Source organism: uncultured Campylobacter sp. (genome assembly GCF_937997405.1).
In the GTDB taxonomy this organism is placed as follows: Bacteria; Campylobacterota; Campylobacteria; order Campylobacterales; family Campylobacteraceae; genus Campylobacter_B.
In genome coordinates, this window is record NZ_CALKTL010000035.1 from 1 (window position 1) to 20,461 (window position 20,461).

The 20,461-nt window shown below is 48.4% G+C and carries 21 protein-coding genes; 2 read left to right on the forward strand and 19 right to left on the reverse strand.

The features are described 5' to 3' along the window. The coding region (locus Q0372_RS01720) for a DUF364 domain-containing protein (RefSeq protein ID WP_298101768.1) at window positions 1-663 on the forward strand (663 nt) is incomplete at its 5' end. A gap of 136 nt (window positions 664-799) precedes the next feature. Further along, window positions 800-1,483 (forward strand): alpha/beta hydrolase, encoded by a 684-nt coding sequence (locus Q0372_RS01725; RefSeq protein ID WP_298101770.1) that lies wholly within the window; start codon window positions 800-802, stop codon window positions 1,481-1,483. Between the two features lie 449 nt (window positions 1,484-1,932). Here the strand turns inward: Q0372_RS01725 and Q0372_RS01730 are convergent, their stop codons facing one another. The 19 genes from Q0372_RS01730 to Q0372_RS01820 form a co-directional block, all read right to left on the reverse strand. After that, on the reverse strand, window positions 1,933-2,256 hold the full coding sequence (locus Q0372_RS01730) for a hypothetical protein (protein WP_298101771.1): 324 nt from the start codon (window positions 2,254-2,256) through the stop codon (window positions 1,933-1,935). A 196-nt stretch (window positions 2,257-2,452) separates the two neighbouring features. Next, the gene (locus Q0372_RS01735) at window positions 2,453-3,214 is read right to left on the reverse strand and encodes a hypothetical protein (RefSeq protein ID WP_298101773.1); all 762 of its coding nucleotides are present in this window, start codon (window positions 3,212-3,214) and stop codon (window positions 2,453-2,455) included. Next, a complete protein-coding gene (locus tag Q0372_RS01740; RefSeq protein WP_295098417.1) occupies window positions 3,211-3,360 on the reverse strand; it encodes a hypothetical protein in 150 nt (49 codons plus the stop codon). Before Q0372_RS01740 ends, Q0372_RS01735 begins: the two co-directional genes overlap by 4 nt. A 49-nt stretch (window positions 3,361-3,409) precedes the next feature. After that, the gene (locus Q0372_RS01745; protein WP_298101775.1) at window positions 3,410-4,237 is read right to left on the reverse strand and encodes a hypothetical protein; all 828 of its coding nucleotides are present in this window, start codon (window positions 4,235-4,237) and stop codon (window positions 3,410-3,412) included. 479 nt (window positions 4,238-4,716) lie between these two features. Continuing rightward, the gene (locus Q0372_RS01750; RefSeq protein WP_298101778.1) at window positions 4,717-6,153 is read right to left on the reverse strand and encodes a DUF4139 domain-containing protein; all 1,437 of its coding nucleotides are present in this window, start codon (window positions 6,151-6,153) and stop codon (window positions 4,717-4,719) included. Between the two features lie 524 nt (window positions 6,154-6,677). After that, on the reverse strand, window positions 6,678-7,454 hold the full coding sequence (locus Q0372_RS01755; RefSeq protein WP_298101781.1) for an ABC transporter ATP-binding protein: 777 nt from the start codon (window positions 7,452-7,454) through the stop codon (window positions 6,678-6,680). Further along, window positions 7,447-8,439, reverse strand: a complete 993-nt coding sequence (locus Q0372_RS01760) for an iron ABC transporter permease (protein WP_298101784.1) — start codon at window positions 8,437-8,439, stop codon at window positions 7,447-7,449. The genes Q0372_RS01755 and Q0372_RS01760 overlap by 8 nt, the downstream gene beginning before the upstream one ends. Before the next feature lie 183 nt (window positions 8,440-8,622). After that, window positions 8,623-8,811, reverse strand: coding sequence for a hypothetical protein (locus Q0372_RS01765; RefSeq protein ID WP_298101787.1), 189 nt, complete (start codon window positions 8,809-8,811; stop codon window positions 8,623-8,625). A 476-nt stretch (window positions 8,812-9,287) separates the two neighbouring features. Continuing rightward, on the reverse strand, window positions 9,288-12,011 hold the full coding sequence (locus Q0372_RS01770) for a carbon monoxide dehydrogenase (protein ID WP_298101791.1): 2,724 nt from the start codon (window positions 12,009-12,011) through the stop codon (window positions 9,288-9,290). A 217-nt stretch (window positions 12,012-12,228) separates the two neighbouring features. Further along, entirely contained in the window at window positions 12,229-12,867 is a 639-nt protein-coding gene (locus Q0372_RS01775; protein WP_298101795.1) for a nitrous oxide reductase accessory protein NosL, read from the reverse strand. Further along, a complete protein-coding gene (locus Q0372_RS01780; RefSeq protein ID WP_297883284.1) occupies window positions 12,864-13,691 on the reverse strand; it encodes an ABC transporter permease subunit in 828 nt (275 codons plus the stop codon). The genes Q0372_RS01775 and Q0372_RS01780 overlap by 4 nt, the downstream gene beginning before the upstream one ends. Before the next feature lie 656 nt (window positions 13,692-14,347). Continuing rightward, window positions 14,348-15,028: a hypothetical protein gene (locus Q0372_RS01785; protein WP_297883282.1), complete on the reverse strand. Its 681-nt coding sequence runs from the start codon at window positions 15,026-15,028 to the stop codon at window positions 14,348-14,350. Beyond that, window positions 15,012-15,650 (reverse strand): ABC transporter ATP-binding protein, encoded by a 639-nt coding sequence (locus Q0372_RS01790; RefSeq protein ID WP_298101800.1) that lies wholly within the window; start codon window positions 15,648-15,650, stop codon window positions 15,012-15,014. The genes Q0372_RS01785 and Q0372_RS01790 overlap by 17 nt, the downstream gene beginning before the upstream one ends. A gap of 8 nt (window positions 15,651-15,658) precedes the next feature. Next, window positions 15,659-16,561: a NapH/MauN family ferredoxin-type protein gene (locus tag Q0372_RS01795; RefSeq protein WP_297883280.1), complete on the reverse strand. Its 903-nt coding sequence runs from the start codon at window positions 16,559-16,561 to the stop codon at window positions 15,659-15,661. Window positions 16,562-16,564: 3 nt separating this feature from the next. Beyond that, entirely contained in the window at window positions 16,565-17,011 is a 447-nt protein-coding gene (locus Q0372_RS01800) for a cytochrome C (RefSeq protein ID WP_297883279.1), read from the reverse strand. Beyond that, window positions 17,008-17,625 (reverse strand): hypothetical protein, encoded by a 618-nt coding sequence (locus Q0372_RS01805; RefSeq protein ID WP_298101803.1) that lies wholly within the window; start codon window positions 17,623-17,625, stop codon window positions 17,008-17,010. Before Q0372_RS01805 ends, Q0372_RS01800 begins: the two co-directional genes overlap by 4 nt. Further along, window positions 17,622-18,446, reverse strand: coding sequence for a 4Fe-4S dicluster domain-containing protein (locus tag Q0372_RS01810; RefSeq protein WP_297883277.1), 825 nt, complete (start codon window positions 18,444-18,446; stop codon window positions 17,622-17,624). Before Q0372_RS01810 ends, Q0372_RS01805 begins: the two co-directional genes overlap by 4 nt. Then, window positions 18,443-19,648, reverse strand: a complete 1,206-nt coding sequence (locus Q0372_RS01815) for a nitrous oxide reductase family maturation protein NosD (RefSeq protein ID WP_298101806.1) — start codon at window positions 19,646-19,648, stop codon at window positions 18,443-18,445. The genes Q0372_RS01810 and Q0372_RS01815 overlap by 4 nt, the downstream gene beginning before the upstream one ends. Beyond that, window positions 19,645-20,421, reverse strand: a complete 777-nt coding sequence (locus Q0372_RS01820; RefSeq protein WP_005870834.1) for a hypothetical protein — start codon at window positions 20,419-20,421, stop codon at window positions 19,645-19,647. The genes Q0372_RS01815 and Q0372_RS01820 overlap by 4 nt, the downstream gene beginning before the upstream one ends. Window positions 20,422-20,461: the final 40 nt, after the last annotated feature.

Genomic DNA, 20,461 nt, shown 5'->3' on the forward strand with positions numbered 1-20,461 from the left:
CTGGCTTTTGCTTCGTTGGCCAACGGCGCCAGCTTCCGTATCGGCGATTCGGGCAATATCGCAGGCAAAAGCGTGCGCTATCTGCTGCGCGATCTGGGCTCCGCCGCGCCGCTTAAAAAGACGCTGGCGCTCGCTGCGCTAAATGCGCTTGGCAGGGCGTGTTTTGATAAAATCCGCGCGGATTACGACGTGAAATTCGGCGCCGATCCCTTTGATGAGCTACGGATTGAGCGCGGCAGCTTTAGCGTCGTCGTGGGCGCGCTGGTGCCCTACATCAAGACGCTGATGAAAAATGGCGCGGATTTTAAAATTTTAGAGCTTGATAAAAGCACGCTCAAGCAGGCGGAGCTGCCGTTTTATTTGCCCGCAAGCGAGGCCGCAAGCGTCGTGCCGCGCGCCGATAACGTGATAATCACGGCTACGACGCTCATCAACGACACGCTCGATGGGCTTTTGCGCCTGAAAAAAAGCGGCGCCAAGCTCGTGCTCGTAGGGCCTACCACGCCGCTACTGCCGCGGGCGCTGTTTGAGCGCGGCGTGGACTTTGCGGGCGGCACGCTCGTGCGGGATGCGGACGCGGTGCTCGATATCATCGCGCAGGCGGGCTCGGGATATCATTTTTTGGGTAAATTTGCCGATAAAATCACGATTTGCAAGGGCTAGGGCGCGGATTGAAATTTTAAAATTTAGCGCGCAAGCGGCTTTGCCGCGAATTTTTATAGATCTACGCGAACGTTTTAAGGGGTCTTTTTTAAAAAACGATGTAAAATGTCCGCTTTAGAAATGAGAGGAGCTATAGATGAATAGCAAAAGACGAAATGCGATGAAATTTAGCCTAGCATGCGCAGCTTCGCTACTTTGCGTCGGTACCGCCTCGTTTGGGGCGAGCTTAAATTCGAAGGAGAAAAATATGCAAAAGTGCGTTTATATCGTGCATGGCTACGACGCTTCGCCTAAAAGCCATTGGTTTGCCTGGCTCAAAGGCGAGATCGAAAAATCGGGCGCGAGGGCGGAAATTTTAACGATGCCCACGCCTGCGCACCCAAAGCTTGATGAGTGGCTGAAAACTCTGCGAGAAAGCGTAAAATTTGAAGGCGAAGTCTATCTGGTCGGACACAGCCTCGGCTGCCCTACGATCTTAAATTTTTTGCAAAGTAGTGCCGCAAGCGGCGCAGTAGAGGGCGTCGTGCTAGTTTCGGGACTTGCAAAGCCGCTTAGCGATCCGCAATTTAAAATTTTAGACGAGTTTATGGATAAAGGCTTTGATTTTGAGCGCATAAAAGCCGCCGCAAAACAGCGCGCGGTAATCGCTGCGAAGGACGATTATATCGTGCCGTTTAGCTTCAGCCGTGAGCTAGCGGGGCAGATCGATGCTAAGTTTTACGAGGTGGAGAAGGGCGGGCATTTTTTAGACAGGGACGGCTTTACGAAGTTTGATCTAGTCTATGAAATTTTAGAAAAAATGATGAAATTAAAGGGCTAGATTTGGGGCAAACGCGCTCGCCCACTTGGTTTTTGCTTCTGCATTCGCGCCGCTCGCATTTTCTCTGCCGAAGCTTAGATTTACTTTGCGGCTAAGATACGGGTCTCGTATTTAGCCCAAAGGCTTCGCTACCCGCATAAATAAGCCTGCGGTGCAATCGTCGTTTGCGAGCGTGGGTTCCGCGCGGTTTTTTGAAATTTTGCAAACGCCGCAGCGGCAATAAGCGCGTTTTATATAAATTTCAAAACGCAGCAGTTGACGGGTTTCGGCTTGCGGCAAGATAAAATTTAGCGCCCGTGGCGGAGCTTTTGCGACGACGGAATTTTAAAATTTTAAGGCAAGCGGGATGATGAAATTTCAAATCTCGCTCGGCTCGCGCGAGCTAAATCCGTGTTCAAGCCCGCGCCTTGCGAGAGATAAAATTTAGCGGGCGCGAAAGACGCATAAGTTTAGCTTTTCTTTTCGTTAAACATATACGAGATCACGAAAACGATCAGACAAACGGGCGCGAATGCAAATGCAAACGCCACGCTCCAGCCGGCGGCACGCTCGCCCCAAAAATACCCTGCCGCGAGGCATGCCAAAAACCCGCCGTAAAAAGCGCCGAGTGATAAATTTTCTACCGTAAAAAGCAGCAAACTAAGATTTGGATTTTTTACAAACAGCTTGCTTGGCTTAAAATTTTTATACCTTTTGAACAGATACCAAAACAGTGCGCAAACCAAAATCGCAAATATTGCGATAAAAACGGCAATCCTTAGCGCACCCCCCAAAAGGCACAACCGCCAAAATCAAAGCCGCCGCCTACCTACAAAACCGAACCGATCAGGCCCGCCGCCTGCCAATCAAGCAAGAAAACTATCGGCAAAGCGAGCAAATACTTCGCCGTCCTGTGAAATTTATACCTTTGCTCCGCATCCATCGGTCTTAAGTCCCATAAATTTTTTAATAAAATTCATATTAGAGAATTTAGCGCATCTCTATATCTCTACCACCCAAATAATATTCTTCCAGCGGATAATTTATATTGCCGCAGTTATCAAATTTAAAACCTTTTCCAATACCGACTACGGCATTTTTTCTCTCTTTATAGTATTCTCTAGTAATGTCAAAATTCGTTATCAAGTCATAAATATACTCGGAATGGTTAAATTGCATATAATTACCGTTAAATATAGCAAATTTATCAAGAAACAAAGTACCTGTGACTTCTTTATCGTCGCCGTTAACCATAACTATCGGTCTGTCAAATCCAACGCTCGTATCTTTCAAATTTATTTTTAGATATTTCTTTGGATCGGTTTTTTTAGCCTTTAGCTCTTTCATCAGTATCTCCTCAGTCGTTTTTCCCTCTTGGTAATATTTTTCTAATACATCAAAACAATTTGATAAGTTTATATTTTCTAGTTCATAGTATGCAACCTCATATTTACTGGACCAAAGACTACCGAAGGTTTTCAACCTATAATTATCAATCATCCAATATAGCTTTACATCATAGTCCAAATATGCTCCTGCTACTCTTTTATACAGCTCTTCCTTCGGCAAAATTCTATTTTCTTTGAGGCAGTATCCTTGCTTGTATTTGTCGTAGTCGGAAAGGGAAACTATCACAAAGCCTCGTGAAGTGGAATAATCGGGAATTATTCGAATAAATATGGCGCAGAGTATCGCCACCAGAAGCAGCGTGCCAGCTAGCGCTTTAAATTTAACGGATTTAGAAAATTTCATATCAGTCCTTTTCTATCCATCCATTCGTTAGAGGCTAATTCTTTCGGACCAGGAGGAGTTTTCTTCCCCCACAAATAATAACTCAATATATCGGCTCCGTAATTACCCTCTAATTCTAATCTTAGATCAGTTTCTTTTTTGCTCATCTCTTATCCTTTTTCGGTTAAATTCGTTAAGATAAAATTTCAACTAACTTTATCCGCCGTGAATCCACATATCCAGCTCCTGTTCCGCCGGGGCTTTGATATCAAAATCTATATTTCCGCAATTATCGTATGAGAATTTACGTCGCAGATTTTTCATATGGGTATAAGCCAAGACTTCGTTAAGGCTTTCTAAGTTCTCATATCCGTTTTTTATTCGTATTAAATTTTCTTTGCTTTTGATTTTTGTTAAATCTTCTTTATTGTTAAGCTCAATATACCAACTTATATAATCAGGTCTGGCATAATTCACAAAAAATTTATTCTCTTTTATTAAAAATGATTTTTCTAAAAACATTTTTCCGTTATGAAATGGATTTTTCTCTTCGGATAAGATGATAGGCTTTTTAAAGCCTAAAATTTCATCCTTATACACAAAGTATTTAGATAGATCGGAGATATCTATTTGCGTCTTATCTTTTATCTCATAATCAAAACTCTTTCTGTCGGTATTTTCAACCAAAAAATCAAACCAGTTTTCTTCATTAAAATCGCCGATTAGATAGAGCTTGGAGACGCTCGCCGTATAAAAACTATGGCCGAAATTTTTTATATCGTGCTCATCAATAATAGTATTTCGCAGAATCTCATAGTCGTGATATCTTTTAAAATAATTTATAGCGGCATTTTGAAGCAATTCTTCGTTGCTTAGAATTCTATTCTCTTTTAGGCAGTATCCCTGCTTGTATTTGTCGTAGTCGGAAAGAGAGACGACGGCGAAGCCTCGCGAGGTGGAGTAATCGGGCACGATGCGGATAAACAGGGCGCAGAAAAGTAGCGCCGCGGCTAGGATTTTAAATTTAAGTTTGCGAAATTTCATAATGATCCTTTAAATGCCGCCAGCGAAGCAAACGCATACCTCATTGCCTCGTTAAATTTATACCTTCGCTCCGCATTCATCACCCTGAGCTTTTTAAATTCGAGATAAATTTTAAGCGACACTCAGAGTTTTTCTACCGCGCCAAAATCCCTTTGCATCGCTAAATTTTATATCTAACGCTACCAAATTTTAAATCGCCGCAACATTTAAATTTTTGGTTCTCGCGGCGCTTAAATTTCCCCAGGCACGGCGCGTAAAATTCAGCGACGTGGCGCCAAAAATTTCAGATAAGCTCTAAAGCCGCGCCTTAGTTTTATGCCGGCAAAATTTAATCGCGCCGTAAAAAGTCGGTCTGCCACGTAAAATTCAGCGGCGCGGCGAAAGAGGGTCCGTCTCGTAAAGCGGTGCTACATCAAATTTAGCCACACAGCAAAAAGCTACTTCGCTGCGCAAAATTTAACCGCGAGCGCCAAAGCTCGTTACTTCTTCGGCTTGCTTAGCTCATAGCCGAAGTGGATCTTTTTGCTCTCGCCCGGCTTTAGCTCAAAGTCCCAGCTAAGCAGTCCGTCCTTGCCGAGGCTGCTCTGCTCGGGCGAGTTTTTCAGCGCGACCTTTACGTCCTCATGCGTCGAAACGGGCGCTCGCTCTTGCAAAACCACGTTCCACGCGCGCTTGGAGCTATTTTTGATCTCGTAATCCCAAGCCATGGAATTTTTACTTTCGCCGCCGAAAAATGAGTTTTTGGTGAAGTTGTTCGCCTGCTCTTTTTTGACTTCGATCAGACTATTTTTACCCAGATACGCCGTAGCCTCCGCGTTTGCGGCAAAGCCTAGATGCACGAGCCCGATCTGCACGCCATCGAGCTTTATTAGCGTTTCGCTCTCCTCTATGCTTCTTTCGGGGATAAATTTAGCCCGCACGTAGGCCGCCTCGCTGCCGTAGCCATCGATGAGCAGATCAAATTTCGCATTCAGGCTCTGTTTATCGAAGCTAAACTCGCCCGCCTCGCCCGCCTTGAGGCTTACGCCGCTAATTTTCCACACCTTTGAGAGCGAGCTTTCGATATTCGAGCCCGTCCTTGCGTACGACGATCTTGCCTCTGCCGCAGGCGCCCTCTGCATATCCGCCACCTCTAGCATAACATCCTTTTTATACTCCGCCGCGGGCTCAGGCTTTCTAGGCTCGCCCTCGTACCACGGGTAAAACGGCTGCGGCGCGGTCTGCGAGGAGTATTCGTAAGGATACAGCGCGATCGTCAAATTCGCTAGCTCGGCGTTTAGCGGATTTTGCACCGAGAGTTTTTGCGCGACCTCGATTTTGCCGCTAGCAAGATCGGCAGAGAGCTCGTTGTGTGTGTAGGCACTTACGTCAACGGGGTAGCTGATCTTAACGAAGCTCGGATCGCAGTCAAAGTTCGCGTTTAAGCGGCGTTCGTTCTTGATCCGGTATTTTGAAATTTTCTCTTTGAGCTTTCCGATTTGCTCGTCCGTCTTGGAAATTTCGCCCGCTACAAGCAGGACTTCGTCGTAAATTTTTTGCGAATCCGTCTTTAGGCTTGCCAAACTTCTATCTTTCAGGCTCGCAAAATCGCTTAAAAAGCGCTGCTGCGCCTTAAGCGCGACCAGGCGGTCGCTTAGCTCGCGCAGGCTCTTTTCGTCTGCTTCTTTTTTGGCGAATTCTACGTTTTTCACGGGCTCAATCTCTCCCAAAGACAATTCGCGCACTTCGCAAGAGCCCGCGATCTCGATGCTGCGGATATCCAAGTACTCCGGTACGTTCACGCTGAAGTTTGATTTTTGCGCGCCGAAGTTTTGATGCAAGAAGGCGGAGTTCGCGTAGATCTCAAGGCTGTTTTCCTGCGCGCTTAAATTTACGGCAAGCGCCGCAGCTGCGCTTAAAAGCACTATTTTTTTCATTTTTACTCCTTAAAAATTCTACGTAATTGTAACGATAAATTTTGATTTTTATGCTTAAAATTCGGAACAAATTTTAAAATTCCGGCCCCACCGCCCGCTTTGAAATTTTAAAATTTCGCCGTCGCAAAATCCCCGCCGCGGACGTTAAAATTTTATTGCCGCTAACGCTTATTAAGTCCTCTCACTCGCGCAGCCGAAGCGATAAAATTGTAAAATTTCGAAGTTTCAATTTCGAGGACGAGCTGTACTCCTCCGCGAAGTAAAACCGATAAATTTTAAAATTTTACGCAGTAAAATTTCTGTAACTTTAGGCGAGCGAAGCAATGCGAAAGAAGCGCGGGGCGCTTTCTAGCCTTCGCGAGAAATAGTGAAGCTCCCCGTCGCAGCGGCGGCTTGACTGTCGCAAGGAGTAAAACCTATAAATTTTAAAATTTTGCGTAGCAAAATTTCTGTAACTTTAGGTGGGTCGAGGGAGCGAAGCTCCCCGTCGCAAGGACGAGCTTTGCTCGTCCGCGAAGTTAGGATCAAAACGGATACGTTAAGCAGCAGACGCGACCGACCTTTTCGTTATAGCTGACGTCGAGCTTCAGATCGTATAGCTTGCTTAAAATTTCGCTCTTTATGATCTGCTCGGCCTTGCCGTATGCGACCTCGCCGCCGCCTTTTACGAGCGCGACGTATCCGCCCAAAAGCAGTGCGAAGTCCGGATTGTGCGTGGCTAAAACGACTGTGTAGCCATTTTTGAGAAGCTCTTTTGTGGCGCGAAGGAATTTGTATTGGTTGGCAAAATCTAGCGCCGAGGTGGGCTCGTCGAAGATCACGATCTTAGGCTCGCTGCAAAGGGCGCGCGCGATGGACGCCATCTGCCTCTGGCCGCCGCTTAGGCGCGTGATGATCTTGTCTTTTAGGTGCCAAATTTCAAGCATTTTCATGTAGCGCTGCGCGAGCTTGTAGTCGTTTTCGTTCGGCTGCGAAAAGATCCCGATATGCGCCGTGCGCCCCATCAGGACGTATTCGAAGACGCTGTAGTCGTACTCGCAGACCTCGCTTTGCGAGACGTAGCCGATGATCTCGGCGCGCCCTTTGGCGCTGAGGCTCGCCATATCCTTGCCGTCAATTGAAATTTTACCGCGCAGAGGCTCAAGCGTGCCGCTGATTAAATTTAAAAGCGTCGATTTGCCCGCGCCGTTTTGCCCCAAAATCGTCAGCATCGCGCCCGCTTCGAGGTTGAAATTCACGTCGTGCAGCGTCAGAGGGGCGGATTTTACGTAGCCGAAGTCTAAGCTCTCAACTCTAACCATTTAGCTTCCTTTTGTTTTTAAGCAGGATGAATATAAAAAATAGCGTGCCGATAAAGCCCGTAAGCACCCCTAACGGGATCTCGCTTTGATTTATGCTGCGCGCTACGTCGTCTACGATGAGCACGAAGATCGCGCTTAAAAATATGCTCGCAGGGATCGCCTTGGTGTTGCTCACGCCCACGATCATGCGCGTTAGATGCGGCATCAAAAGCCCCACCCACGCGACTATGCCGCTGATACACACGCTACTTGCGGTTAGCAGCGTCGCGCAGACGATGATGATGCCCCGCTCCATGATGACGTTTACGCCGAGCTTCGCCGCGGTCGCATCGCCCATAGATAGGACGTTTATGCGGTAGCTCATCAGCACCAAGATAGCGATACAAACCCCCATCACCGGCGCTATCATCGCTAGCACGGAGGGGTCGACCTTCGCGAGGCTTCCTAGCTGCCAATACACGATGTCTGCAAGCTTCGTCTCGGGATCGGCCATAAATTTTAAAAATCCGATTAGCGCGCCCATCAGACCGCTTACGATGATGCCGGCAAGCACGAGCATTATGGTGGCGCTCGAACGAAGCGCGCGCGTGATCAGAAGCGTAATGCAAACCGCCGCAAGCCCGAAAACGAAGGCGAAAAGTTGGATCAAAAGGATGTTTAGATCAAGCAGGATCGCGATCGCTGCGCCCACGCAGGCTCCGGCGCTGACGCCTAAGAGATCGGGCGAGACGAGTTGGTTTTTAAAGACGCCCTGATACGCCGTGCCGCTGATGCCCAGCGCTGCGCCCACGAGCACCGCGGCGATGATGCGCGGCAAGCGCACCTGCATGATGACGTTGTGGACATTTTGCGCTACCTCGCCGCCGCTAAGCGCTTTTAGCACCTCGGCGATGCTTAGGCCGAAACGCCCTATACAAAGCGATATCGCAATCGTCGCAATCGTCGCTAGTATCAGCAGCACGAGCATAAATTTAAAATTTTTCATACCTTCCCTTGCTTTAAATTTTATCTTTTGCATTAAATTTAATCTTTGAAATTTCACCTCGTTGAAACCTGCTTAAAATTACGCTTTAAATTCTGCCCTCCGCTCGTAGGCGAAAGGCTTGCGGTAAAATTCCTTCGTGATGGCCCCAAGATCAATATTTCAGAAAAGATTCGGATGAAAATTTTAGCCGCCTGCAAGATTTGTAGTGACGCCCTCGCGCCCGTACGGTCTCAGCCGAAAATGTTTGCGGCGCAGCATAGACGCGCTTTTACTACACTGCCTAAAGCTGCGAAACGCAGGACTTGACGGCAGAGCCTCCGCCTCGTGCGACGTCTTCTGCCGATGATGACGCAGTGGCTTTGATTTATACATCTAAATCCTTAAACAGATGTGGCATTTTAGCACATATCATATTAAATTTTTATGATTTTAGCTTTCATATACGCGAGCAAATTTAATGGCGTGCAGCTCCGTGTAATAAGGCTTTTAAGCGAAATTTCGCTTGTGGATTTCAGATGAGAGCCTACGAAATTTACGCTGAGATGGAATTTTAAAATTTCATCCGTTTGCGAAAGATGCGCTTAAGCTCGATGACGGATTCCGCCGATTTAGTGGCAAACGCAACGCGCGGCGAAATTTTACATAGGATTTTAAGATTTGATTTAGAATTCCATAAACGGATACGGTGCGAAAATTTTCTCTTTATTTGACCCCGGTTTTGCTAGCCACTTAGTTGTAGAATTTTAATTGCCGTTTGGACGCGGGATTTTATTTGCCCGCGAGAGGTTAAATTTTATCATGAAATTTCGCATCGCTTAAAATGCGATGCGAAATGAATCCATCCGTCGCTACTGCCAGCCTAGAGCTTTGCGTTTTAAGCGCATGTCGCTTACCATTTTTAACGCAAGCGCGACCGGATCGGTATCTACGTGCATCACAGAGCCAAGCGCCCGCCTGGTGCCCTCTTTGAAAAAGTGTATGACGTTTGCAGAGCCGTGGATTTGATACTCGACGCAGTGATATGAGTCGATGCCCATTAGGCGGAATCCGAGCGAGGCATCGACGCCCTTTTCGTTCGCCCACTCGGGAGAGGTGAAGGCAAGCGGCAGCTCGTAGAGATTTTTGCCTAGCACCCCTGCGATACCTGCGAAAATTCCGCTGGAGCGGGTATTATCGATACACTCGCCCACGTGCCATACCGGCGGAAGCTCGTCTTTTTCTAAAAACGCCCGCAGCGACGCGCCTGCTTTTTTATACGCGCTTTTTTGGCAAAAGCCCAGCTTCATTAGCGGAAACGACGCGCAGCCGTTGGTTAGGATTAGGACATTATTTTCGATTAGGGTTTGTGCGACATCTATGATAGCGCGCTCATAAGGCACTTTAGGATTGGTGCAGCCGACCATATTTACGATGCCTAAAATTTCACCGCTTTTTAGTGCGTGCGCTAACGGCTCCATGCCGCCGTAGTGTTTATGGACGAATTCTACCGAAAAGCCCACTTCGGCCTCGACTTCATACGGCGGGATATATACCGGCAGCCCCTTGCGCTTTTCGTGAGATTGCAATGCGCGGTCTAGAATTTTACGCGCCAAATTCCTAGTCTCGGTGATATTACTATGGTGATGATCGTAGCCGATATGCTCGGCTCCGGGAAGCCTAGCTGATGAGCTTGTAGTAACGACCTTGGTCTGGAAGCAGTTAGCCACGTCCATGATCGCAGGATAGACATCTTGGACATCGGCGACCCACAGATCAAGCGCTCCCGTGCCTATGACGAGTTCGGCAGTTACGGCGTTTGAGAGCGGCACGACGCCCCAGTTTCGATACATCGCCGATAGCCCAGAACAGCACACGCCGTAAAATGCGATACCCTGCGCGCCTATTGCGCGAGCCTTGTCTTGGTACTCCTTAGAATTTCCGATCTCCACTATTAAGCTTACTAGTGTCGGCAGATGTCCGTGCACGGCGATATTGACCCAGCCTTTTTTAAGCGCGCCCATATTGCTTTTGGAAGTTACGCGATCTCCTACACCAAATAGCGCATCCGTAGCGATATTCGCAGCTACTACGCCGGTGAAGGTAAAAGCAAGCCCGCAGCGCAAAAGATGCTGCATCACGCTGCGCCAGTCTCCGTCCGTGCCTACACCCGTTCGGTGATACGCCTCAAAGACTTCGTTATACGCACTAATCGGCAAGATATCTAGCTTGCGCCATACCTCTTGACGCTCCTTGGGTGCGAGCGCAGTGATGGTTTTATACTCGCCGCTACTTTGCGAAAGATCTGTCAAAAGCGTATCGGCAAGCTCGATCGCTACCTCTTTTAACTCTCTATCTTCAGTTGGAATTCCAAAAGCTTTGGCGGTATTGATGATTTTGTATTCGCCTATTATGGGCAGATCTAGCTTGCCCTGTGCCGCCCATTTTAGCGACAGCAGAAGCTCTCTGGCGTGCGCGCCGTGTTGAGCTACGCCTGCAGCTACTTGGCGCAGTAGGTTGCGCGATACGATGAGATCGGCGTCCGCACCGCAAGTGCCGCGATCGGCCTTTTTAGTAATTTTGCAAGGCCCCATATTACAGATCTTACAGCATACTCCGGTAAGTCCATAGCTACACATAGGCATCTGTTTGTCGAAACGATCAAACGCCGTATCTACGCCGATCTGCTCCATCCTAAGCATCATTTCGCGAACGGCGGGATCGGGGGTTTTCTCAAGTACTTCTTGTTTTGTGGGGAAGGTCTTTTTGTATTCAAGCACCGCCTTCATATAATCCGCCGTAAATTCCGCCTCGTGAAAATGCTCGAAAAGATTGCCCTGCGCGTCTTTATGTGTGTGCGGACTAGCCTCTGCGGGCACTAAAACTTTTGGGATGCCGTGCTCGTCAAATCCAATAATCGCGCGATGAGAGTGGGGTTTGTGATCATGGCAATGTTCGTCGTGCTCGTATGAGCAGGCGGCGGAATCCTCGTCGCGCTGCTCATGCGAAGACGCCGCAGAATTTGCGCCGTATTCGTGTAAATAGGCTGCGAGGTTTTTTTCTTGATCGTGTGGATGGGGCGCAAGATCTTCGTCGTGTAGATGCGAGTGAATTGCGAAGCTATCGCTATGTTCGTGCGAACAAGAGAAGTGGCCTTTGCTGCTTGGGCTCTTTGCAGGATTTGAGATGGAATTTGTCAAAGAATCAGCCATGGAATTTATTGTAGAGTTTATTGCGGATTTTTTAGCGTTGCCTGCGCTTTGAGTGCTTGAGTGCGCCGCAAAGTTCGTGCTTGAGGCAGAGCTTGCGCTATCATCGTAGCCAGACGCGGAATTTTTGGCTTCGCAGTCGCACTCGTCGCAGGAATTCCCACCTGCGGCGCGATTTTTAGAAATTTTGTCGCGAGCATGTGAGGCGGAAGTCATAGAATTAGCGGCAGAATTTTTAGCAGTGCTTGCACTTTTGTCGAAAACGGATGCGGCGGAGCTTTTGACCGCGTCTGCGGCAAAATTTTCCCCCTTATTCGCAGCGGAATTTTCATCCGTCGCAGCCTTCTTGCGTGAGCCTTTTTGTTTTGCGATTTTGTCGTTTGCCATGGTTGTCTCCTTAAAATTTATTTTAAAAATAAGTGAGAATGCAGCCCTCAATAAATATACTAAAAGACTACACTATTTAATTCTTATAGATAAAATTTAACGTGATTGTATTTTTTAATTGCTTTAAATTCCCTTAATAGCGCACTAAAATAAAAGATAAAATTTTATGAATAAGATATACTAAATAACTTGGTTTAAATTTCGCCGAGCGGCTCGATCATCTTAGATAATCGATCAGCCTGGCGGAGATTTCGCGAAACTGCAAAATTTTATGCCCCTTTTTCTCGCGCATGAAGTCTTGCGCGTCGCGCAATCTCGCAAACGTGATGAGATCGTCGCCTCTGGCGCTTTGCAGCACGCTGCCGAATACATAAAACGCGTCCTGCGCCCGTAAAATTTCGCCGCTTGCGTAATCGGTGACGTAAAGCTCTGCACCGCCGAAATTTGCGTTCGTGGAATTTGACTCGCCGAAATTGCCGCTAGCGGGATTTTTGCTCATCAAATTTTCCTCTGCGGAAGCCGCGCCGTTATTGCCGCTCAAATTTTCGCCCTCGAAAAAATATGCAAACATCGCCTTGGGCGAAGCAAACGCTAGCGCGCTGCCGTCTTTAAGCCTTGCATAGGCGCGAAATTCGGGATGCGCGCTAGTATCGATGCCGTATTTAGCGCAGGTAAGATTTACGTCTTTTAGCCACGCAAGATCGCGCGCAGATTTGGAATTTTGCGCCGAATCGGAGCCTGTCTTATCTGATGCGCCTAAATTCTGCGCCAAGCTGGAGCTTTGCGCCGCGGAATTTTGTATCTCAGCTGCGCCGCAAAGCACTATAAATGCCGCCAAAATTAGTGGAAATTTCACGCCAAATCCTTCGATCTAAAGATAAAATAGCCCAAAATCAGGCTCGCCGCGCCCAGCGCGATCGGATAGAGCAGCGAAAAGGCGATGAAAAGTCCGCGCCCGAAGTGATCTAGGATAAAATACGCCGTCGTGCCGATGACCGCAAGATCGGGATCAAATAGGCTGATAGCGGCGATGCGAAAGTCCTCCATCGGGTTTGCTAGGGCGATCGCAAAGATCAGATTTTCGTTTACGCCCGTTTTTGCGAGCAGTCCGATCAGCACGAGATCCAAAAACGCAAGGCAGAAAAGCCAGACGAAAAACGCGAGCCCAAGCCCCATCTCTTGGCTTTTTGAAACGGCGCAGATCAAAAACGCTACGCCTAAAAATGCCGCGCACAAGCTAAAAAGCAGCCCCGTATAAAGCAGGCAGATCGCCCACGGAATGCCCGTGCCCTTAATCGCGCCCCAAACGATCGCCAAAAGCAGCGACAAAAATATCGGCACGAACACTCCAAACAGCCTTCCTAGCGCCTTGCCGTAGTAATACTGCGCCTGCGAGATCGGGAAGCTTAGCAGGTATTCTAAGATATTTAGGTCTCGATCGGCTAGGATCGCTTTGCTGGTGGTGACGAGCACGAAGACGGGCAGGATGATGATGCAGATCTGAATAAACAGCAGTAGCAGTCGCGAAAGCCCGCTGAAACCGAGCACGCGCGAATCGGTCACCCCCGTGATGAAAAACGCCGCCACGAGCCCGCTAAAGATCAGCAGATAGAGCAAAAACCAGCGCGAGCGGAAGGATTCTTTGATATCCAAAGCGGCGATGGTGAGTAAATTTTTCATTCTTTTCCTTTATTGCGCCTCGGTGCGCTTTTAAATTTAGATTTCTCGCGCGGCCTAAATGCGCCGCCCGTCTTTAAATTTTAGCCTCGTTTTGCAGCCCGGATATAGCTTTAAATTTCGCCCGCCGAGTGTTTAAATAAGCGGCGAAATTTTATCCGCTGCCTGTGGCCGCGGCTCACGCATAAATTTTAAATTTACGGCTTGCTTGCGGCGCTTGCAAACAGCGCGTCGTTTGCCGCCCGCTATCCGTTATCTACTGCAGTTTTAAAATTTAGCCGTTTGACGGGGTCGCTTAAATTTCAGCTCCGTAAAATTTCAAAGCCGGGTGTATCCCGCGGCATAAAATTTTAAAATTCTAAAAATCTAGTAGCGGCGAATTCTGCGCCGGTTAAATTTTAAATTTACGGCGAAATTTTAAATTAGCGCGCCCACGTAAATTTTAATTCGGCAGAGCGAATTTCGCGCCGCGCGTTAAATTTAGCCGTGTTGCGAGATAAAATTTAGCGGTCGTTTTTTAAGCCTAGCTTTGCCTCGTGCCGCAGCTGCAAAATAAAATTTTATCTCATCTATATCGGCATGGGCGGCGCGCTGAAATTCAGGCTTTAAATTTAGTGCAAAACGAAGCCGCTTAAAATTTCGCTTTAGCCAAAGCATCCTTAATGCGCGTGCCCCGAAGGGATATCGTGCACAGTGCTGTTGCCTTCGTGCATCTGCCCCATATCGTGCGGCTCGCCTTGAGAGTGTGCCGTGCTGCCCGCATCGCCGCCGCCCATATCATGTTTAGGCCCGCTCATGCCGTGCTCTGCGGAGTGAGGGTCTTTCATGCCGCCCATATCGCCATGATCGTGCATACTTCCCAGATCGCCGTGCGCATCGCGACCCATATCGCCCATTCCCATGCCGTGCGAGCCGCCGCCTGCTTTAAGCGCCGCGACTACTTGATCGAAGCTGAAGTCTTGCTTGCCCTCTTGCTTGTTTTTAAACGCGCCCCAGCCGAACGACATAGGGGTTTTAAAGCCCTTGTAAAAATGCGCCGTGCGTGCGTCGATAAACTCGCCGTTGCCGCTAGCGTCATTGATGTAAATTTTGGCGTCCTTCAGCCAGTTTAGTTTGTCGTTGGTAACCATAAAATCCACCAAGCAGCCGATGTCGTCAAAGTAGTGGTTTTTACCGTCCACGCGCACATCGACGCTGAAGCGGTTGTCGCTGATCGCCATCTGGCAGTGCTCGCATACGTCTCTGTCGTAGTGGACGTTGCCGTAGTCTTTCTCGTCGCCGCAGCCTAAAAACGTAAGCGCCGCAAGCGCACAAAGCATAATTTTAAACATTTTTGTCATCTACGATCCTCCCTAGATCCATTGAAATCATTCTTTTTACCAGTCCTCCCACTTCCTCGAGCCTATGCGAGATAAAGATCAAGCTCTTATCTTTTGCGTGGTTGTGCAAAAGCGTCTTAAAATGCTCGCGCGCGCTCGGATCGAGATTGGCAGTCGGCTCGTCGAAAATCATCGCCTTGCTGGCTCTGCCGAAGGCTAGCGCGATTAAAAATTTCTGCTTCATACCGCCGGATAGCTTATGAAAGGGTTTGTTTAAATTTGAACTCAGATCAAGCTCCATTTCGTCGCAAAATTTTACTATATCCGCTCTGCTTGCGTCCGCCGTGCGCTCGGCGAAGTAGATGAGCTCATTTAGGCTCAGCTTAAGCGGCGGCGGGGTTTGCGGCACGAAGCTGATACCGCGTAGCGCGCGGCTACGCTGCTTAAACGAATCAAATCCGTCGATAGCTACGCTGCCGCTTGTGGGTATGTATTCGCCCAAAATCGTCCGCATCAGCGAGCTTTTGCCCGCGCCGTTTTGCCCGACGAAAAGCACTTGCTCGCCGTCCGCGATATTTAGATTGATATCTTTTAAAACGAATTGATCTGCGAATTTCTTGCTTACGTTTTTAATCTCTATCATAGACTTCCTTAGACCATATCTTTTAGCTTATTACCGATACCCAGTGCGTCTTGGTGACACACGTCGATACAGCGTCCGCACAGCGTGCAGTCGATCCCTTTTAGCATAAATTTGCTCTTATCGCCTAGGTTTTCGGATGCCTTTTTTTTGGTGATGTCCAGTACGTGCGAGACGAAGCAGACGTCTTGGCAAACGCCGCAGTGATCGCACCTGCTTTTATCCCAAGTAATCTTGCTAAGGCTAGCTTTCGCCGCAAGCGAATAGGTACTGCCTAGCGGGCATAGGTGCGTGCACCACATCCGCCTGCTAAAAAATACTTCGAGCAAAAACACAAAAACTATCCAAAGCCCCGCCAGCGAAAAGCCGTAGATGATGAGGCGCGATAAAATTCCAACTACGTTAAAAATTTCAAAAACGAGCAGGTCTGTAATCGCGCTTAGCAGCAAAAACACCGCCCAGATCGCATATCGCATACCGCGAGGCAGGGCGCGCTCCTTGATGACGCGCTTAGCGATTAGCGTATTATGCAGCTTTTCGCCGATCTCGCTAAGCGCTCCGTAAGGACAGATCCACGAGCAAAACGCCTTGCCGCCCGCGATGAAATAAAACAGCAAAATAGTGCCCGAGCCGATAAGCAAATTTATCGGCAGATCCTTGTGCGCGGCGATCACCTCAAGGGTGGCAAAGGGATCTGCTAGGTGAAAGCCAAGTATCCGCGAGCCGCTGATGTCGCCTTCTAAAATTTGAATATCGGCGCGAAAGGAAAGCACGAAAAGCAGATGCACCAAAAATACCGTGGCGTAGCGCAGAGCCCGAATGCTGGGACGCCATTTGCCGCTTTTATTTTTAAGCGCAAAGGTCGAGAAAAAGCTCGTATTTTTGATCGTGCATCGCGAATTATATTTATCCAAGACTTACTCTTTAAATTTTGAAATTTCATCCGCGAGCTTATCTAGGCTCTCGTCGCTTACGTTGGTTAGCAGTCCGCTCATCAGGCTGTTTTTGATCTTGCCCGCTTTATAATCTTTGAGGCTTGCTAAAATTTGATCCTTGCTCTTGCCGCCGATCGGCGGAGCGATCTTGCCGCGTCCGTCATCGCCATGGCAGGGCGCGCAGCTTACCAGATAGGAGCTACTAACCTTAAAATCGCGCTCTTTGACGCTCTGCTGCAAAATTTTAATATTTTTTACATCCTTATCGTCGATGAGATCGACGCTTTTGCTCTGCGGCGCAGGCTTTGCTTGCACCTGCGGCTTGACTTCTTGCTGCGGCGCGCTAGAATCGTCCGAACTAGCCATAAAGATCATCAGCGCGATCAGTGCTACACCCAAAATCAAAGCTAAAATTTTGCCCGGTTTCATTTCTGCTCCTTAAATTGTTTGTTGAACTCGTAAATTTCTTTCGCCATCGTCTCTATCTGCTGCTCGCTCATGCCGTTTACGAGCTGCACCATAAGAGGATTAGGCTTTTCTTTGAATTTATACTTTTTAATCATATCCACGATCTGCGCGTCGGTTTTATCCAGAAGCGACGGACCGATGATGCCGTTGGCGTAGTCGTCGTGGCACGCTGAACAGCGCAGGATAAAATCATGCCCAAGGCGCTTTTTCATCAGGTCGAAATTTAGCTTTTCGTATTGGTTTTTGATGCTTGAATACGCCACGATATTTTTGGTCGTTTCGTTCACATCGCCGTTTAGATTAAAATTTACCTTTCGCTCGCCGTAAAAATCGTAGCTTACGAACTTATCGTTCTTCTTGGGCGCTTCGCCGCTTTTAACGCTGATGCGAGGCTTTGCAGTATGATTTTGTTCCACGCTCTGTGATGCGGAATTTACACTCGCGGAATTCTGATCCGCAGAATTTTGCCCTGCAGAATTTGCGGCGGCGGAGCTTGAATTGTCGTCATCTCCGCAGCCACACAGCAAAAGCGCCGCAGCTAGCGAGCAGATGTAGAATTTAATGGAGCTTTTCATTGTTTTCCTTCATAGATTGATTTGTAATCCGCCCGCGGGATTATCTCGATGATACGCGCCGGACAGAGCTCTGCGCACGCCCCGCAACCGACGCAAGCGCTGCGGATCTGCGGAGCGAAATGCGCGCTCGCCTTTATCATCGCTATGGCATCAAGCGGCTGCGGGTAAGGGCACAGCGACGCGCATAGATCGCATGGCTTGTCCTCTTTAGCCGCCAGCGCGGAGTTTAGCTCACGCTCCTGCTCAGTCTTGGCGGGCTTTAGGCACAGATCGCTAGATTTTAAAGCCTGCCCGCGATACGCCAAACAGGCGTTTAAATTTTTAATCACGGCGATTCCCATTTTAACCTTTTTAGGCTCGTTCGTCTCGTGGCTAAGCGCGCCGCTAGGACAGGCGAGCACGCAAGGAAGCGCGCCGCAAAGATAGCAGCCTCGCTCTTTGGCATCGATAACGGGCGTACCGATGTCAAAAAGATGCGTAATATCGAGCAGATAGATGCTGTGATAGGGGCAGACCTGCACGCATTGGCCGCACTTGATGCAGCTAGAGCGGAAGCCTCGTTCCGCTAGTGCTCCGGGCGGGCGCAGATATAAAGAGGCGGAATCCCCGCTAGAATTTTCCGCAGAATTTTGTTTTATGGAATTCGGCGCGGAATTTTGCCTCGCAGAATTTACGGAATTTGACGCGCCGGAATTCTGCGCTTCGCCACCCGTAAAATTTACGGAATTTGTGGAATTCTCATCCGCAAATAAGTTCGCTGCCCCGAGTACTCCGAGCGCTCCGCCGAGTAGTTTTATCGCTTCGCGTCTATTCTTTATCATTGCCTCATCCTAGGTTTCGGATCTTTTAGCAGTAGCTCAGGCTCTGAAAACGGAGCGAGCTTGGAGATGAAATTTAAAAGCGCGATCCCGCTGGAGCCGTAAAAAAACCGCACATTCGGTTTATACGCCCAAAGCCTATCCGCGTAGGCGTATGAGCTGTAGCTAACGTCGCCGTAGCCGTCGCCATCGCGATCAAATCCGTCGTAATCGTCAAAATAGTTGCCACTCCATTCGTTTTGCAAGAGCTTGGATTGGGGCGTATCGTTTAGCACAATCTCCATATTGCCTTTAAATTTATTGTTTTTAAATACGCTTTTTAGCTGCGTGGCGTGGAATTGCACGCCGATGCTGTTGTATTCGATATCATTGTTTTCAAAAACGTTAAGTGAGCCTGGCTGATATGGGGATTGATCCAGATAAAATCCGCGTGCGTTGTAGACGACTTTATTATCCGTAACCCTGAAATTTGAGCTATCCTTCATACCGATGCCTACGCCATAAGCGCCGTCTGCGTTGCGCACGACATTACGTCTGGCGATATTGTCGCTTGAAAACATAAAAAATAATCCCACGCTATTGCCGTCGTAGTAGTTATCCTCTACGACGTTATGCCCGGAGTTCATAAAGTGCAGTGAATAACGACAGCTATGGCCTTTGTTGCCTGCGACGAGATTTCCGTTTGAGAAGTAAAAAACGGTGTCGCGGACGTTGTGGACGTCGTTATTTAAAATTTTATTGGCATTGGAATACCAAAGCTTGATGCCGTCGCCTTTGAAACTCGTGCGGTAGGTATTGCTTGAAATTTCGTTGCCCTCGATCGTTACGTCGTTTGCCTTGCTTAGCACGACGCCGTAGAGCACGTCTTTGATGAGATTATTTTTTATGATTACGCTGTTTACGTCGCTTACGTTGATCCCTGCATCCTCGCTAAGATGCTCGAAGCCTCCGTTTTGGATTGTTAAATTCTTGATTGTAACATGCGGAGAGCGGACGCGAATGACCGTTCCGTTGCGATCGCCTATGATCACGGCGGAGCGGTCTAGTCCATCGATAGTAAGGGGTTTATCGATTAAAATATTGCCGTGGTACTCGCCCGCGGCTAGTTCTATAATATCGCCCGCTTTTGCGCTATCGATCGCGTCTTGAAGCTCGCCCGCGCCTAAGCTTAGCGCGAGCGAGAATGCTAGAAGCAAAAGCCTCATCTATGCTCTCGTAGGAATTTTTTCTTAGATAGTAGAGCTAACGCCGATAGCAGCGACAGGGCCAGCATCAGCCAAAAGCCAAGAGCCGGATATGAATGGGTAGTAAAATGCGCCACACTGCCGTCGCCAAACGCCGTAGGCATGAAAGGCTTTATTTTAAACGCACCCCAGTCTTGCAGGTTGTGCCCGAACCAATACAGCCAGCCCACGTAGCAGCCGATGAAGATAAGCGGCGCAATGATCGGCAGGATCATAAGCAGAGTCTGCCCCTTGCCGTCGTAGTATAAAAACGCGAGCATTCCTATCGTCGCGATTATGAGATAATACGGCGATAGCGAGTGCTCGAGCGTGCCGCCGCGCCAGACGGGATACATGCCGATATAGTGATTTAGGGTATTCATCTCGCCGACATCACCGCTAAAGCCGTCAACGTGGACGTAAAGTGGAATTCCGTCCGGGAAAGCCTCTTTTGGATAGTTCGGCGCTTCGAGTGAAATTTTCCACACCGGTATGCTAGGAACTCCCACTTCAAATTTATGCTCCAGCATCGCGCCTAGATCGTTTTTAACATCACTAGGAATTAGATGATTTTTATACGATGCTTTCGTATAAAAATTCCATATCGGTGCGGAGTATGCGGGCAGCTGCGAGACGCTGCTAACCTGCCCCGATACGATTTTGCCTTGGACTTTGAAAAATCCGAGCGTAGGGATGGTAAAAGCGACCGTCATAATAAGCAGCGCTAAAATCGCATAAATTTTATATTTTGGCATTTCATCTCCTTTAAATTCTCCCCCTTGCGGGGGAGAGTGG